This is a genomic window from Paraburkholderia sp. GAS448, assembly GCF_050435685.1.
Taxonomy (GTDB): Bacteria; Pseudomonadota; Gammaproteobacteria; order Burkholderiales; family Burkholderiaceae; genus Paraburkholderia.
The window spans coordinates 16,914-31,333 of record NZ_JBNDKT010000007.1; the positions used below are offsets into that span (position 1 = coordinate 16,914).

A 14,420-nucleotide genomic window follows, 5' to 3' on the forward strand; every position below is an offset into this window, starting at 1 on the left:
TCATTGCGTGTGCGTCATTCCGGTCTTGCGTCCGGCGAAGGTGCGGATGCAGGCGGCGAAATATCTTGCAGTGCGTCAATTGCGATATCTATTGTTGCAAAGATCTCGTGATGGACGCCGCGCGTATGCAGTGCCTTGTACCGTTCGATCTCACGCAGCACACCCGTCGGAATCGCGATCGCGGCTATGCCCACGCCGCGCCGGTCGAGCTCCGCGCCCAACTGGAGCAGCGTCTTGGCCGCCGTGTAGTCGATATTGTTGATCTCCGTTGCGTCGATCACCACCCAGCGCAATGGCGAACTAGCCTCGTTGACGAGTTTGAGTATTTCGTCCGTAAAGCGGCCAGTGTTCGCATAGAACAGGTCCGCTTCGAACCGGTAGACGACGATGCCGGGCGCCGCGAGCACATCCGGCGCGACACGCTGCGCGACCCAACGGCCGGCGGGGCTGCGCGTCAACACGCGCGTGCGCAGCCGGTAGCTGTGACGCGCATGCGCAATCAGAGACAGCACGACGGCAGCGAGAATGCCGTGCATCACGTCGACAAACACGACCACGCCCGCCGCGAGCAATGCGACGACGAATTCGTCCTTCTGCATGCGAAAGAGCTCCTTCATGCCCTTTACATCGACCAGCTTCACGCCGATCATGAATACGACGGCCGACAGGACGGGTGCAGGCAGAAGACTGAGCGGCCTCGTGAGGAACAGCAGCACCAGCAGCACGATGACGGCCGTGGTCAGATGGGCAACCTGGGTGCGGCCGCCTGCATCGTCGACAATCTCAGTCTTGGTCGGACTGCCGTTCACGACGAAGGTGCCCGTAAATGCGGCCGCTGCGTTCGCAGCCGCGAGGCCGATGATGTCGGCATTGTCGTCGCCTTTCTCGTTGTGGCGGGTGGCGTACGCGCGCGCCGTCGCCGCGCTCTGCGCGATGATGACGATGAAGCACGAGGCTGCCGTTACCAGCACCTGGTTGATCTCGTTCACATGCAACGGCGGGAGGTATAGCGACGGCAGCCCTCCGGGTACTTCGCCTGTTACCGCAATGCCATGCGCGGCGAAATTGAACACACCGCTCGCCACGATGGAGGCGATCACCGCAATCAGCGCTCCCGGCGCACGCGGCGTCAGTCGCTTGCAGCCAACGATCACCACGAGCACGGCAATCGAAAGCGCGGTCGTCGGCATGCTCGCCTCGGCGACGCGCTGCAGCACCGAGGCCAGTTGCATGATTGGCCCATGCCCCTGTTTCGCGAGACCGATAAGCCCCGCGAGTTCGCCTGCGGCGACCTGCACGCCCACGCCCGTCAGGAAGCCGATCAGGGCGCTGCGGGAAAGAAAGTCGGCGAGAAAACCGAGGCGAAAGATCCGTGCAATCACGAGCATCACGGCGACTGTCAGCGCCACGGTGCTCGTGAGACCCACATACTCCTTGCTACCCAACGCGGCGACGGCTGTCAGCGTGCCAGCGAGGATGGCAGCCGTCGCGGAGTCTGCTGCAACCACCAGTTGACGCGAGGCACCCAGGACCGCAAACGCGATCAGCGGCAGCAGGATCGTATAGAGACCAGTGACGGTGGGCGTGCCGGAAATCTTCGTGTACCCCATCACCTCGGGGATGCCAAGGGCCGCCAGCGTGATCCCGGAGACGACGTCGTGTGGCAGTTGCGCTGGATTGAAGGGCAGTAGTCCCTGCAGGAAGGGCATGCGATTCGGATGAGACTGTGTCGAAACCGCGGGTTTCATGGTGTTGCCTCTACGTGGGTTGTGAGCTTGCCGACCAGCGCATCTGCAATGATGTCATCTGCAATGACCACGTCGGATGCTCCCGCGCTCTCGAACAGTTCCTTTCTCAACGGGTTTTCGCCGGGCACGACAATCGCGAGCGAGCCATTCAGCGTATGCGCCAGCAAGGTGATGGCCAGATTGTTATTGCTGTCGGGCGTCGTCACGACCAGCGCCTTGGCGCTGGTCAGCCGCGCATGCCTGAGCACGTCGTCGAACACGCCCGGCGAACCGAGCACGACCATATGGCCGCGATCCGCCGCGCGGTCCGCCTGCGCCTGATCACCGACGAGAACGAGCACCGTCTGCCCCGCTTTGCTCAGGCGGTTTGCGACGAGTTCACCGAGCGAATGAAATCCGACCACTACAACATGATTGGCGAGATCTTCGAGCTTGCGTTCCATGATCCTGTTCTCTCGATAAGCCATTACATCGTCGCCCGAAAGCATGCCCGTAAGCCTCGAAACCGCGAATCCGCCGATCAGCAGCGTGGTGAACATGGCCAGCAGCATGAACATCTTTTGCGGCTGATTGAAGTCGGTAAAGTCACCGAGTGTCGTGACGAGATTGACCCCGTCCCAAATCGCCTTGAACACCTTGTTAAAGAAAGAGGTATCGGACTGATCGAGCAAGACCAGCCCGGTGGCGGAGCCGCCAAGCAGCAGAACAAGAAGGCCGATTGTAAGGCGCGCGCGGTGTCGCCATTCGCGAATGCGAATGACTCCGAGACGCGGCTCATCGACACGGTAGATCCACATCTGTTCCTCGAATAGCGTTTTCGGGACAAGAGCGAACCATCAGCCAGAGGCAGCCCCGTTCGACCTGCCTCGCGCGGACCTCGACAACCGTTAGCCGGGTTGACTCACTGTGCCTCTGGCGGACAGTGATACAGATGAGCTGAGGCACTGCGCGTCATGTAGCCCTTCGACGTTGAAGAACACGAGCTGACAGGGCATCATTGCACATCGTCACCATACTGTCACACACTGCCTCTTCTGCAGTCACATACCACCGGCAAAGCCGGTGGCTTGAAATTGTGAGCGCCTCAAAGGCGCCCATAGAACCGTGAGCCGCCGATGGCGGCTTACTCCATGACCAGCTTCATCTGGTCGTACCGCTCATCCTCTTCCTCCTGATTGCGGATGTACGCTCGCATCATGTGCTCGTCCAGACCCCGCTGTGGGAACGAAGTACCCTCGAGCCCAAAAGTGCTCGCCGGTAAAATTCCGTTGCCGACCTCCGTACTTCCGGCCAATCTGAATTGCGCTCGTCCCCTTGATGTAGCCGATCACATTCGATACCGCATACTTCGCCGGAATGCTCAAACACATGTGAACGTGACCCCCATCAGGTGTCCTCCGACAATCCTTGATTCCTTGTGGGACGCCAGCTGATGAAATATTTCCCCGAGCTACCGGCGCAACGCGCCGAATATCTCTTGCGCCGCTTCGGGATGAACACTACGTGATACTTGCAGTCCCATCTCGTGTGACTCAGGCTCTGATAATCTTTCATCGTGAATGTCCTTCTCTTGGCAGAGACAGGAAATTCGCGCCGACCGTCGTAAAGGTCAAACCTTGGCGAGTCCACCGGCAGAGCCGGTGGACTCGCCTCACTGAGTTAGCTGAGTTAGAAGAGGCGAAGCGTTGGAACCCGTCCGTATCCCATGTGAACGGCCAGTCCGGCTGGCGGCAATCTCCCTTTGACGCCTTGGTGAGGTCACATCTTCAGGCGTACTGTTATGTGGAAGTCTGCTAAACGGGTCACTTCGGATCCGCTGAGAGTGAGGGGTGTATAGATACGCTGCATGAAATGTCACACTGCGTATTCGACGCGACACCACCGCCCGCGAGTACCGATGGCATCGATGGGGCGGCTTGAGCGCACGCTGGCGTTGTTCGTGGTTGTGGCATGGCGTATCGCCCGATTAATGCCGCTGAGAAGAACCTGCCACGAACTCGACGCTGCGATGCTGTTTGAGTCAGATCAGTGGCGTGCGGCGATCATTCTCCACAAGAAGGAGCCACCCGCGACGCCGCTGGGCCTCAACGAGTTGATTCGTCTGGTCGCCACGCTGGCCGGCTTCGTCGCCCTGAAGGGTGATGGCGAATCTGGAGTCAAGACGATCAGGCCAGGATTGCAGCGCGTGATGGACTTCGCCGCCGGCATTAGGTACGTCCGTGAAATCGCTCACGAATGACTAGTGTTTAATGGGGAGCATAATCGTCTCTTCTTGCTTGACTCCGAACATCGCCGCCTATTCTTTTAACAATTGCCTCTTGATCGCTGCGAGCTCAGCGAGTTTGTCTTTGTCGACTTCCGGATATTTCAAATCCAGAGAGGCTAAGGTCTCGACGATCGCCGCCGCCACGACGACACGGGTGAACCATTTGTTGTCCGCCGGCACAACGTACCACGGCGACTTTTCCGTCGCGGTGTTGCGGATCATGTCTTCGTAGACTTCCATGTACTCATCCCAATGCTCGCGCTCGACGGCATCGCTGGCGGAGAACTTCCAGTTCTTGTCCGGGATTTCGATGCGCTCGAGGAAACGCCTCTTCTGTTCGTTCTTGGAAAGGTGAAGAAAGAACTTTCGCACTACCACGCCATTGTTAGAAAGGTACTCCTCAAAATTTCGGATGTCCGCGAAGCGTTGTTCCCAGATCTTTTTCGTGATGAGTTCAACCGGAACTTTTTGCCTAGCCATAATTTCCGGATGCACTCGCACGACGACGGTTTCCTCGTAACAGCTGCGATTGAAAATACCTATATGGCCCCGGTTTGGAAGCGACTTCATGCAGCGCCAGAGATAGTCATGGTCGAGGTCATCTGCGGACGGTGATTTGAACGAGACGACCTGGCAACCCTGCGGATTGACGCCGGACATGACGTGCTTGATGGCGCCGTCCTTACCGGCGGCGTCCATGGCCTGAAAGATGAGCAGAACGGCCCACTTATCCTGGGCGTAAAGTTTGTCCTGTAACTCGGCGAGCGCCTCAATGCCCATGGTTAGCGCCTCCTGGGCACGAGGCTTGTCTTCATTCCCTAAGCCCAAGGTCTCGCCTGGCATGGCGTTCTTCAGGCGAAAGTCTTTGCCCTTGTTGACACGAAACGGCTCCGCGAACTTGCGGGCCTTTTCAATGAGTTGTTCTGTTTTCATGAGTCACTCCGGGATTTCACAGATGTAGTAATCGGCGCCCGGCAACAGGATCGAACTCTTGATCAGATTGACGTCGACGATGCCTGCGCGATCGTAGTCACGGCCCTGAGAATCCTGGGGCAGTGGCTCGTCATAAAACACCACCAGATGAAAATTGGCATGCGCCGCGGCTGTCTCGCGCAGCCGGTCACGCATGGCATGCACCGCGCCGTTGCGAGCACCGTGGACAAATACCACCTGCCGCTGCGGATCATGTATGGCCTTCTTGAACATGCTGGTCATCGGCGTCAGCCCCATGCCTCCGCTGATCAGCACGATAGGCGTCCGGGTGCTCACATCGATATGGAAACTGCCATATGGCGCGGCCAGCCTGACTTCGTCTCCGACATTGATTTGATCGTGCAACAGGCAGGAGACATAGCCTGGCGGGGTGCGTACCGCGCTCTCGCATTTGACCGAGATGCGGTAACTGCGTACGTTTGAAGAGGCACGCCGCGGGTTGGACGGCGCACGTTCAGAGCCCCGGCACGATGTGATAAGGAATCGTGTGATCTTCCACACGCTTCACGCCCGGGATGCTTTGGGACGCGATACGCATGGCATCGCGCTGATCGCTCGACCACACCGTCCCCCACAAATGGACCACGCCTTCGCGCACGACGATGTTGCGTCCCGGGAACGCCCACCCGCGTCCAGCCAGGTCGCTCATGAGCATCGCGGATCTCCGCATCAGTCGCCAACGCTTCTGGCGCGGGCTCCGCTGGGAGGGCCGATGCCATTGCCTGCACCAGATTTGAACGGCTGACGATGCCGACAAGACGCCCATCGCGCAGCACGGGCACTCGCTTGATGTGATGGCTTTCGAGCACTGCGGCGATCTCGGCAAGCGAGGTGTCTTCTTTCACGCAGACGGGTTCGCGGCTCATAATCTCGCCGACGGTGAGCGCATGCGACTTGATATAGTCGGCCGCGCCTGCATCAGAGCCGAGCATATCGAGCCACCAGGAACTGCGGTCCGGCCTATTCTCAGTGCCGATTTCCTGGCGTTGGGGCAAATCGCCCTCGCTGATCATGCCGATGACATGCTCGTCCTGATCGACGACGGGCGCAGCGCTGATACGGTGTTGCACCAGTAACCGCGCCAGTCCACGCACAGTCGTTTCGGGGGGCGGGCACAGCAACGACACTGGAAGTCATTACATGGCGTGCTTGCATAACGTGCTCCGAAAATGTCGAATGACGGGACTACGTCGCTTAGCCAAGGCTTTTGCCACCAAGGCGCGCTTCACGTTCTCCCAGCATATTCCAAAGTTCGCCGATTTCCAGGTAAGCCGCATTTGGGGGCATTCATAGCACACGCGGGCGATGCGAGTCGCCGCCTTAGCAAGCCTGCAGCACATTGATGACGCGGCTAGCCAGCAACGGCTTGGTATTCCGCCCATATTCGGCCATGTGCGCAGAGGCCGCATGCGCCTTCAACGCTTCGGCGCTTTCCCAGCGCTCGATTACGGCAAATGTGTCATTGCCGAGCGGTGTCTGAATCGTCCCGAAGTTCGGTACGTCGACTACCGCCTCGTAGCTGATGCATCCGTTTTCCGCCAGCACCGCTGGGCGGTTCTTGGCGAATAGTGCCAGCACGGCGTCGCGTTGACCGGCCTGGGCAGTGATCGTGGCAATGACGTGAATCATCCCGGCATTCTCCTTTTCTGGTTCGGCATAGATCGCCGCCTCCAATCATAGCCGCGTTCGGCCACGCATGCCGCCAGCGCTTCACAGTGCCGCTCCGCTTGTGTCTCGGAGCCGCACATACTCGCGACCGGCCGTGCACGACCCTCTCCCGCCGCTCGACCTTGCGCCGCCTCTAAGTCTGCTTCGAAGGTACTACGGTCGTTCGAGCAGTCGTTTCGGTCGGCAAGTGCTCGGCCACCCTCGTGCGCAGATGGTTCGAAATCCGTCGCCGCCAATCGCGCTCGCCCATCGGCGGGACGACTTCTTAATTTTGCATGGACGCCTTACTACTCGATATCACCCTGAGGGGGGCGGCGTCACAATGTCTTTCCCCTGCCTCACTCCCAAAACGCGCTCCAGCTACCTGACACGGCGAGCATGTGTTGGCCGACCTGATCGCCGCGAGGCAACGAATTCGCAGCAGGCACGAGAACACATCTAAATCGAACGACCGATGCGACCTGGGAGTCCGGCTTCAACGGCTTTCCCAATTTCTCCAGGTCAGTGAAATGCGTTGTCGTGCACCATTTCGAATAGCTTGTGATTGTCGCGATAGTCCACATGAACACCGACGATAACGGGGCCCGGCGTATCGAGTGCCTTTTTCATGACCGGAGCGATCTCGTCGGCCGTCCGGATCATGAGACCCACGGCGCCGAAGGCTTCCGCATACTTCACCGGGTCGACCGGGCCGAGCGCGATCCCCGACGGTCGCCCGTATTTGGCGATCTCCTGCACCGCGACCATGTTGTAGGTACCGTCGATCAAGACCATATGCACGAGGTTCGATTTGAGTCGAACTGCCGTCTCCAGCTCCATGCTCGAAAAGAGAAAGCCGCCGTCACCGGAGATCGAGATGACCTTCTCCATTGGCCGCACCAACGTCGCGGCAATGGCCCATGGCAACGCGACGCCGAGTGTCTGCTGACCGTTCGTGATCAGGACCTGACGCGACCTGAAGCTGTAGAGATGCCGGGCAAACCACAGATGAAACGACCCCATGTCGAGACAGAGCGTGACGTCGGGCTCAAGCAATTTCTGCAACTCGTACACAATCCTGAGCGGGTGGACGGGTGCCCCGCCAAGCCGCGCGGCCTCCTGGCCAAGCTGGGCGCGTTCCTCTCTGATCGTGCGCAAGATAGCCGATGAGATCGACGATTGCTCGGCGCGATTGACGAGCGGATTCAGGGCTGAAAGGCTTTGGGAGATGTCACCGACCAACTCGACGGACGGACAATAGTACGAGTCGAGATCGGCTGGGAGCACGTCCACATGAATGATCTTCCGGTCGCGGTTCTTGTTCCAGAGCGACGGCCAATACTCGACGGGGTCGTATCCAACCGTGATCACGAGATCAGCTGCCTCAAGGAGACGGTCAGCGGGTTGATTGGCGAGCTGCCCGACGCGTCCGCCAAAGTCTTCCAGCAGGTGGGCGGCGATCGCGCCCGCTGCCTGGAAAGTGCCGACCACGGGCAAATGATGCCCAGCGATCATCTCTCGAACGGCGGTTGCATTGGCAGGCTTGCTTGCCAGCAGTCCAAGCAGCACGACAGGCGTTTGTGCTGCGTTGATCAGACGAGCGGCTTCCGCGATGGCGGCGCCGTCGGCCGGACCCTGCCCCGAGAACGCCGGGGCGATTAGCAGCTTGCCTTGGGCTGGCGCCGACATGATGTCGCGCGGTAGGCTTACGAACGCGGCGCCGGGACGGCCTGACTCCGCCGCGCGGAACGCATTGCTGACGACCTCTGCGACGGCTTGTGGTGCGCCGACCGAGGCACTGTACTTGGTGACCGGCTTACAGATGGACACCGAATCCATGGTCTGATGGAGATGCTTCATTGCCTCGCCTGTCGCGACCGCGCCGCCCAGCGCGACAATCGGATCGCCTTCGGAGTTCGCTGTCGCGAGACCGGTGACGAGGTTCGAGACACCGGGTCCTGACGTCGCGATGCACACACCGGCTTTTCCCGTCATGCGGCCAATCCCGCCCGCGATGAAAGCCGCATTCTGTTCGTGCCGGCACACGACAGTCTCTATCTTCGAATCGACGAGCGCATTGAACACGGCATCGATCTTTGCTCCGGGAATGCCGAAGACGTATTTGACACCTTCATTTTCCAGTGTCTGCACAACCAGTTCGGCGCCGTTTCGGGGAGAAGGGATATTTTCGCTAGACATCATTTATCTCCTAATGAGCCTGTTCGGCGTATGCGAGTTCGCCAGCGGAGTTCTTGCTCAGGTCCGCCTTGAGGAACGATTCGTTTTCGGGCAACGCGAGATGGAAGTCCGTCAGCGCTTCAACACGAAGTCGCAAGGGCCCGGTCGAACATGCCAGCAGATGGCCGCCATGCACACGGTCTTCGGACAGGAAGTGAAAGTGATATCCAGCGATGCTGAAAGCGCTGGAGAAACCGGGAGACCATAGTCCGACAAGCGTGCCGCGAATCGCGCCGAGTTCGAACTCCGCCTGCGCCTTGGCGGCGTCAATCAGCCGGGCTCCGCTTGAGGGCGGACTTACTGCTCGCATGCGGACATGGTGGAATTCGCCGTCGAGGCGAATCGCGTAGAAAATGTTGTTCGATTGCCGATGCTCGTCGCAACGTTGCGTCAGGATATCGAGCGAGTCAGCCGGTTCGATTGAGACATCGACGTCGGGCGTGAAACGTGTCACGACTGCGAACGGCGCGCAAGCATCCACCGGCGCCTCCGAGACTGTCCCATCGCCACGGGCCCGATAAATGTGCCCGTCGAGCACAACCATTTCTCCGTCGAGATTCTCGAAGGTCCCCAAGCCGAAATCGCCGTGTTTCAGGATCACGTTTGACGAGATGGCACCCGTGTACACGCCTTCAACCAGCGCGCCCGAGGTTGAAACCTGAAAGAGCGTATGCAGGGGGGTATGAAAGTACTCCGCCAGCGCCGATGCCACGATGGACGATACGCTCGTCCCGCTTCTCGTCATTTCATTTTTTAGCGCGCGGTCCAGGAAGGCAGGAATGACCACATTGAGTTCAAGCACGTGTCATCTCCAAGTGGTAACTGCGCGATGCCGCGCAATTTGGAACCATCGACCGATGGGTGAGGCATATCCAGGAGGCGGGATGCCGTGGAGCCATCGTATTCCTCGTCGACTTGCGAAGGAATCACCCGTATGGGTGGCGGCACGGGCGACGGCGTGCCGACAGACAGGAGCATTGAACGCTCACCGAGATGGGGGTCGATTCAGGGTCCTATCTTGACACGATAGTAGTGAGCAGGAGAAAGGACCGCTATTACATAAAGCTGGTATCCGCCGCGTGTGCGCCGTGGCCCTGACTTTGGGTATGCCTGTGCACTACGCTTCACGGCTGCCTTCCCCTTGCTACGACGCTGGAACGTTGTCGACTACCCTGACACGCAAAGGAGTCTCGAATGAAAATTGAAAAAGTCCTGTACCGTGCTCACGCGCACGTCACCGGCGGGCGCGACGGACGTGCGACGGTTCCAGAGAGCAACCTTGATCTCAAGCTGACCCTGCCGACGGAACTCGGCGGCGGAGGTGGCGATGGCACGAACCCCGAACAACTCTTCGCGGCGGGATATGGCACGAGCTTTATCGGCGCGCTGAAATCCGCCAGCGCGCGCGAAAAGATCGCCTCGCCGAAGGACGTCGCCATCGACGGCGCCGTCGGGATCGGACAGATCCCCAATGGCTTCGGATCCGTCGCAATAACGCGGTCCGCTATGATGTGCGGACCAAGATGAACGACTGAAAGCTTGATGAAGACGCTGAATCCGGCGGTGGCCCGAGTGCTCAAACGGCTACATTACCCACTTGATGTAATCCTGACTTGCGTGCGTTGGTACGTGTCTTACGCGCTAAGCCTGCGAAACCTGGAAGAAATGATGGCGGAGCGAGGGATCTCGGTCGATCATTCAACCGTACATCGCTGGGCCCTCAAGCTGTTGCCTGTGCTGGAGAAAGCGTTTCGCCGTCACAAACGCCCCGTCGGCAAGAGCTGGCGCGTCGACGAAACCTACGTTAAGGTCAAGGGCCAATGGAAATACCTGTATCGTGCCGTCGACAAGACCGGCAACACTATCGATTTTCTGTTGCGTGCCCATCGGGATAAGGCTGCGGCGCGGCAGTATTTCGAGAAATCGATCGCCCATAATGGCGAACCCGAGACGGTGACGATTGACAAAAGCGGCGCCAATCTGGCTACGCTGGAAGCCATCAACGCCGAGCGCGAAACGCCCATCAAGATCCGGCAGACGAAGTACTTGAACAATATAATCGAACAGGACCACCGCGCGATCAAGCGGCGTACCCGCCCCATGCTCGGGTTCAAGAATTTCCGGTGTGCACGCATCCTGCTTGGTGGTATCGAGGTGGCTCACATGATCGCCAAGGGGCAGATGAAAGACAACGGCGCCCGACAAACTCCCGCAGAGCAGTTCTATTCGTTGGTGGCATAAGCAGTCCTCTTCATATTAGACTTTAATTATCTCGCAATCGTTATCGCGACAGAGCACCTTGCTCAAACCGATCTCCCTGAACGCCTCGTCCCAAGCTCGTGGGTCAGTTGGTACTTTTTAACTTTTTCATACAGCGTGCTTTTTGCGATGCCAAGCTGGGCGGCCACCTGGGTCAGGTTTCCTTGGCACTGCTGAATCGCGAAGCGGATCGACTCAGCTTCTGCCATTTCCAGCGAGCGGACCCTTTGAATGGACGGAGAGGGCGGATCGCAGGCCGCCTGCACAGCGCCGGGTGAGCCGGCAGCGGTGGGCGCGCCGATTTCAGGCGGCAGGTCATTCACGGTAATGATGCCGTCGCGGGCCGTCAACAACGCACCTTCGATTGCATTGCGCAGCTCGCGTACATTGCCGGGCCACGGATAGTTCAGCAGACGGTCGTACGCCTCATTGTCGAAGACTATCCCGCCCAGACCGTAGCGTTCGCACAAGGCGCGCAACCAGTGGTCGATCAGGTCCGGCAAGTCATCCTTACGTTCGCGCAGCGACGGGATGGCGACGAGGGTGACGGCCAGCCGGTAGTACAGGTCAATGCGGAATCTGCCTTCGGCAACTTCGGCGCGCAGGTCGCGATGCGTCGCGGCAATCAGACGGAAGCTGACCTTGCGGGGATGGTTCTCCCCCAACCGGTATAGCTCGCCTTCTTCCAGAACGCGCAGCAGATGCGGCTGGATGTCGAGCGGCATTTCACCGATCTCGTCGAGGAACAGTGTGCCGCGATTGGCGGCTTCGATTTTTCCGATCATGCCGGATTTGCGTGCGCCGGTGAAGGCGCCCTCGACGTAACCAAACAGCTCGCTGGCCAGCAGGTCGCGCGACAGACCACCGCAATTCAGCGCGATGAACGGCCCGTTAGCCGTTGCACCGGCCTGGTGAATACCTTGCGCGAACAACTCCTTGCCCACACCGGTTTCGCCCAGAAGCAGCACCGGGACCCGTGCTTGCGCAAGCTGCTGCGCCTTTTGCAGCGCGGCACGCAGCACTGGGCTATTGCCGACGATGCGCGAGAATGCCGGTGCACGCTTGTACTGGGCATCGGGCAGCGAGGCGGGATGCCGGCTCGCTGCCGGCACCACCAACAAATAGCCCAGCGTGTCCCCGCCCTCCCTGATGGTTTCAATCTGAACCCGGTGCAGCCAGTCTGGTGCGTGCGGTGACAGAGCACCTTGCGCAATGGCCGCAATGTCGGGGATTGGAAAGGCCTGGTCCAGTCCTCCGGATACGCCCAGCCTGACAAATGCGGCCGCCGCCTGCGAGTTAGCTCTGACCAGGCGGCCGCGCTCGTCCGCCACCGCCATGCCGTCTGTCCGGCCGGGATAAATCATGCAACGTTCGATCAGGCACAGGCGGCGTTCCAGCGCACGTTTTTCGAGTCGGCTCTCGATGCGCCCGGCTATCGAGACGATCAATGCAAGACTCTGCTCGCTGTATCTCTGCGTCAATCCAGAGAGGTCAACGACGCCGAGCACCGTACCGTCCACCGGATCGCGGATCACCGTCGCGGAACACGTCCAGCGTTTGATCCCTGCGCAGAAATGCTCAGCCCCATGAATCTGAACCGGATGCTGCAGTGCCAGCGCAGTACCGATCGCATTGGTGCCACAGGTGAGTTCGGTCCAATTGCAACCCGGAATCAGGTGGACTTCAGCGGCCGGCTCGAAGGTGCGGCTATCGCCGGCCAGTTCGAGGATCATGCCGCCGGGGTCAGTGAGCAACATGATGGTGCCGCTCTGCGACAGGAACTCGCGCGTCTGCTCGATCAGCGGCAAGCTGGCATCAACCAGCCGTGCGTTTTTTGCGCGGAACTCGAACAGGCGACTCTCTTCCAACGGCGGTGGCGCACGGTCGGCGCCGGGATCCACGCGGCCGTCCAGGCAGCGGTGCCACGAATCGCCAACGACGCGACGAACTATCGGCGACCGCGATTCGCCGTCACGGATCAGACGCTCCCACGCGGACATGACGCTCGCATTGCGATCCGGACTGGAAAACCAGTCCATCGGCTTTCCCGAATCTTTCATGCTGCCCCCATTTCCGCGAGCAGTCGATTACCCCGCGTACGGACGGCCCGGTCTCGTGCGCGTCTTCCTTTTCCGCCCGGTGCGTCTTTCCTACTGACCATGCTACTCGCATTGAGACCATCCGCTTCACGGCAAGCGTTCGAATTCCGGACGTTCGAATTCCGGACTCTAGAGCCCGGCCGTTCCGGAAATCGGCCGCAACGCCACTGCGGAGATCCCGCTGCGCGGCCCGGAAAATGTCAAAAACACCCGCATTTTCAATGCTCGTGTCGTGGACAGGCAGTCGTCCCGCAGCCACTGGCACAATGCATGCAGTGTCTAAGGTGAACGGGACGCATGCTCTTCGCCGTAAGCCTTCCTGGCGGGAGCGTGGAGGAAATGGTCCAGTACGGTTCGCAACTGCCAGGCGCTTACTCTCGTGTGGCCCGTGCGCGGGCTGCCGAGCACGGACATGCCGCTATTCATCGACGGCATGCTGGATTCCTTCTCGATGGACGCAGGTTCACCGATCAACTCGGGTACTTGGGATGCAGTCTGCTCCAGTGCCAACACTGCTCTGACGGGCATGGACGCCATATGCAATCGTGCGCGCGCCGCATTCGCGCTGTGCGGCCCGCCCGGATATCATGCCGGGCGCGAGTACATGGGCGGACATTGCTATCTGAACAACGCCGCGATCGCTGCGCAGCATTGCATCAAGCGCGGTGCCAGACGCGTCGCAATTCTCGACATTGACTTCCATCATGGCAACAGCACGCAGGACATTTTCTACGACCGATCCGACGCGCTGTTCTTATCGATTCGTGGCGAACCAAGCGTTTCGTATCCGTATTTCTCGGGGTATGCCGGCGAGCTGGGGGTGCGAGCCGGAGAGAGATTCAGTCTGAATTTGCCACTGCCGAAGGCAACGGCCATGAACGAATTTGAGGCAGCGCTGGACCACGCCGGCGCAGTGGTCGGGCGACATGCCCCGGATGTGCTGGTCATTTCGCTGGGTGTCGACACGTTCGAACACGACCCCATCGGTCACCATCCGCCTGCGCACGCCGGACTATCCGCGTATCGCGCGAGATCAATGCAGGTTCCAAAGTGATGGAGGGCGGGTACATGGTCGATGAAATTGGGATCAATGCGGTCAACGTTGTGCCGGGCTTCGATGGACGTGCGTGACACGTGGTTTTGATGTGTGATGGCGCAAACCGGCGGTCG

General features: G+C 59.7%; 11 protein-coding genes and 5 pseudogenes. 5 read left to right on the forward strand and 11 right to left on the reverse strand.

What is annotated here, in order from left to right:
- Positions 1–14: 14 nt before the first annotated feature.
- The gene (locus P3T23_RS15260; RefSeq protein WP_429317006.1) at positions 15–1,748 is read right to left on the reverse strand and encodes a SulP family inorganic anion transporter; all 1,734 of its coding nucleotides are present in this window, start codon (positions 1,746–1,748) and stop codon (positions 15–17) included.
- Positions 1,745–2,152, reverse strand: a complete 408-nt coding sequence (locus P3T23_RS15265; protein WP_429317238.1) for an NAD(P)-binding protein — start codon at positions 2,150–2,152, stop codon at positions 1,745–1,747. The genes P3T23_RS15260 and P3T23_RS15265 overlap by 4 nt, the downstream gene beginning before the upstream one ends.
- Here P3T23_RS15265 and P3T23_RS15270 point away from each other — a divergent pair.
- Positions 2,033–2,560: a hypothetical protein gene (locus P3T23_RS15270; protein WP_429317248.1), complete on the forward strand. Its 528-nt coding sequence runs from the start codon at positions 2,033–2,035 to the stop codon at positions 2,558–2,560. The genes P3T23_RS15265 and P3T23_RS15270 overlap by 120 nt on opposite strands.
- 311 nt (positions 2,561–2,871) lie before the next feature.
- Here P3T23_RS15270 and tnpA read toward each other — a convergent pair.
- Positions 2,872–3,302 (reverse strand): annotated as a pseudogene (gene tnpA, locus P3T23_RS15275) (IS200/IS605 family transposase).
- 343 nt (positions 3,303–3,645) lie between these two features.
- Here tnpA and P3T23_RS15280 point away from each other — a divergent pair.
- A pseudogene (locus P3T23_RS15280) lies at positions 3,646–3,987 on the forward strand (IS4 family transposase); the annotation flags it as partial.
- Between the two features lie 57 nt (positions 3,988–4,044).
- Here the strand turns inward: P3T23_RS15280 and P3T23_RS15285 are convergent.
- The 7 genes and pseudogenes from P3T23_RS15285 to budA form a co-directional block, all read right to left on the reverse strand.
- On the reverse strand, positions 4,045–4,947 hold the full coding sequence (locus P3T23_RS15285; protein WP_429317007.1) for a polyphosphate kinase 2 family protein: 903 nt from the start codon (positions 4,945–4,947) through the stop codon (positions 4,045–4,047).
- An 18-nt stretch (positions 4,948–4,965) separates the two neighbouring features.
- Positions 4,966–5,427, reverse strand: a pseudogene (locus P3T23_RS15290) (nitric oxide dioxygenase); the annotation flags it as partial.
- Between the two features lie 34 nt (positions 5,428–5,461).
- Positions 5,462–5,662 (reverse strand): BON domain-containing protein, encoded by a 201-nt coding sequence (locus P3T23_RS15295; RefSeq protein WP_429317008.1) that lies wholly within the window; start codon positions 5,660–5,662, stop codon positions 5,462–5,464.
- A 118-nt stretch (positions 5,663–5,780) separates the two neighbouring features.
- Positions 5,781–6,134, reverse strand: a pseudogene (locus P3T23_RS15300) (CBS domain-containing protein); the annotation flags it as partial.
- 193 nt (positions 6,135–6,327) lie between these two features.
- Positions 6,328–6,681, reverse strand: a complete 354-nt coding sequence (locus P3T23_RS15305) for a putative quinol monooxygenase (protein ID WP_429317009.1) — start codon at positions 6,679–6,681, stop codon at positions 6,328–6,330.
- A 495-nt stretch (positions 6,682–7,176) separates the two neighbouring features.
- Positions 7,177–8,853: an acetolactate synthase AlsS gene (gene alsS / locus P3T23_RS15310; protein ID WP_429317010.1), complete on the reverse strand. Its 1,677-nt coding sequence runs from the start codon at positions 8,851–8,853 to the stop codon at positions 7,177–7,179.
- A 10-nt stretch (positions 8,854–8,863) separates the two neighbouring features.
- Complete coding sequence (gene budA, locus P3T23_RS15315; protein ID WP_429317011.1) at positions 8,864–9,694, reverse strand: acetolactate decarboxylase; 831 nt, start codon at positions 9,692–9,694, stop codon at positions 8,864–8,866.
- Between the two features lie 392 nt (positions 9,695–10,086).
- Between budA and P3T23_RS15320 the strand changes: the two are divergent.
- Together P3T23_RS15320 and P3T23_RS15325 are read left to right on the forward strand one after the other, a co-directional pair.
- Positions 10,087–10,374, forward strand: a pseudogene (locus P3T23_RS15320) (organic hydroperoxide resistance protein); the annotation flags it as partial.
- A 60-nt stretch (positions 10,375–10,434) separates the two neighbouring features.
- A complete protein-coding gene (locus P3T23_RS15325; RefSeq protein WP_429317012.1) occupies positions 10,435–11,133 on the forward strand; it encodes an IS6 family transposase in 699 nt (232 codons plus the stop codon).
- 62 nt (positions 11,134–11,195) lie between these two features.
- Here P3T23_RS15325 and P3T23_RS15330 read toward each other — a convergent pair whose 3' ends face one another.
- Positions 11,196–13,211: a sigma-54-dependent Fis family transcriptional regulator gene (locus tag P3T23_RS15330; RefSeq protein WP_429317013.1), complete on the reverse strand. Its 2,016-nt coding sequence runs from the start codon at positions 13,209–13,211 to the stop codon at positions 11,196–11,198.
- A 451-nt stretch (positions 13,212–13,662) separates the two neighbouring features.
- On the opposite strand from P3T23_RS15330, the gene P3T23_RS15335 reads away from it, so the two are divergent.
- Positions 13,663–14,304, forward strand: a complete 642-nt coding sequence (locus P3T23_RS15335) for a hypothetical protein (RefSeq protein WP_429317014.1) — start codon at positions 13,663–13,665, stop codon at positions 14,302–14,304.
- The last annotated feature ends 116 nt before the right edge of the window (positions 14,305–14,420 follow it).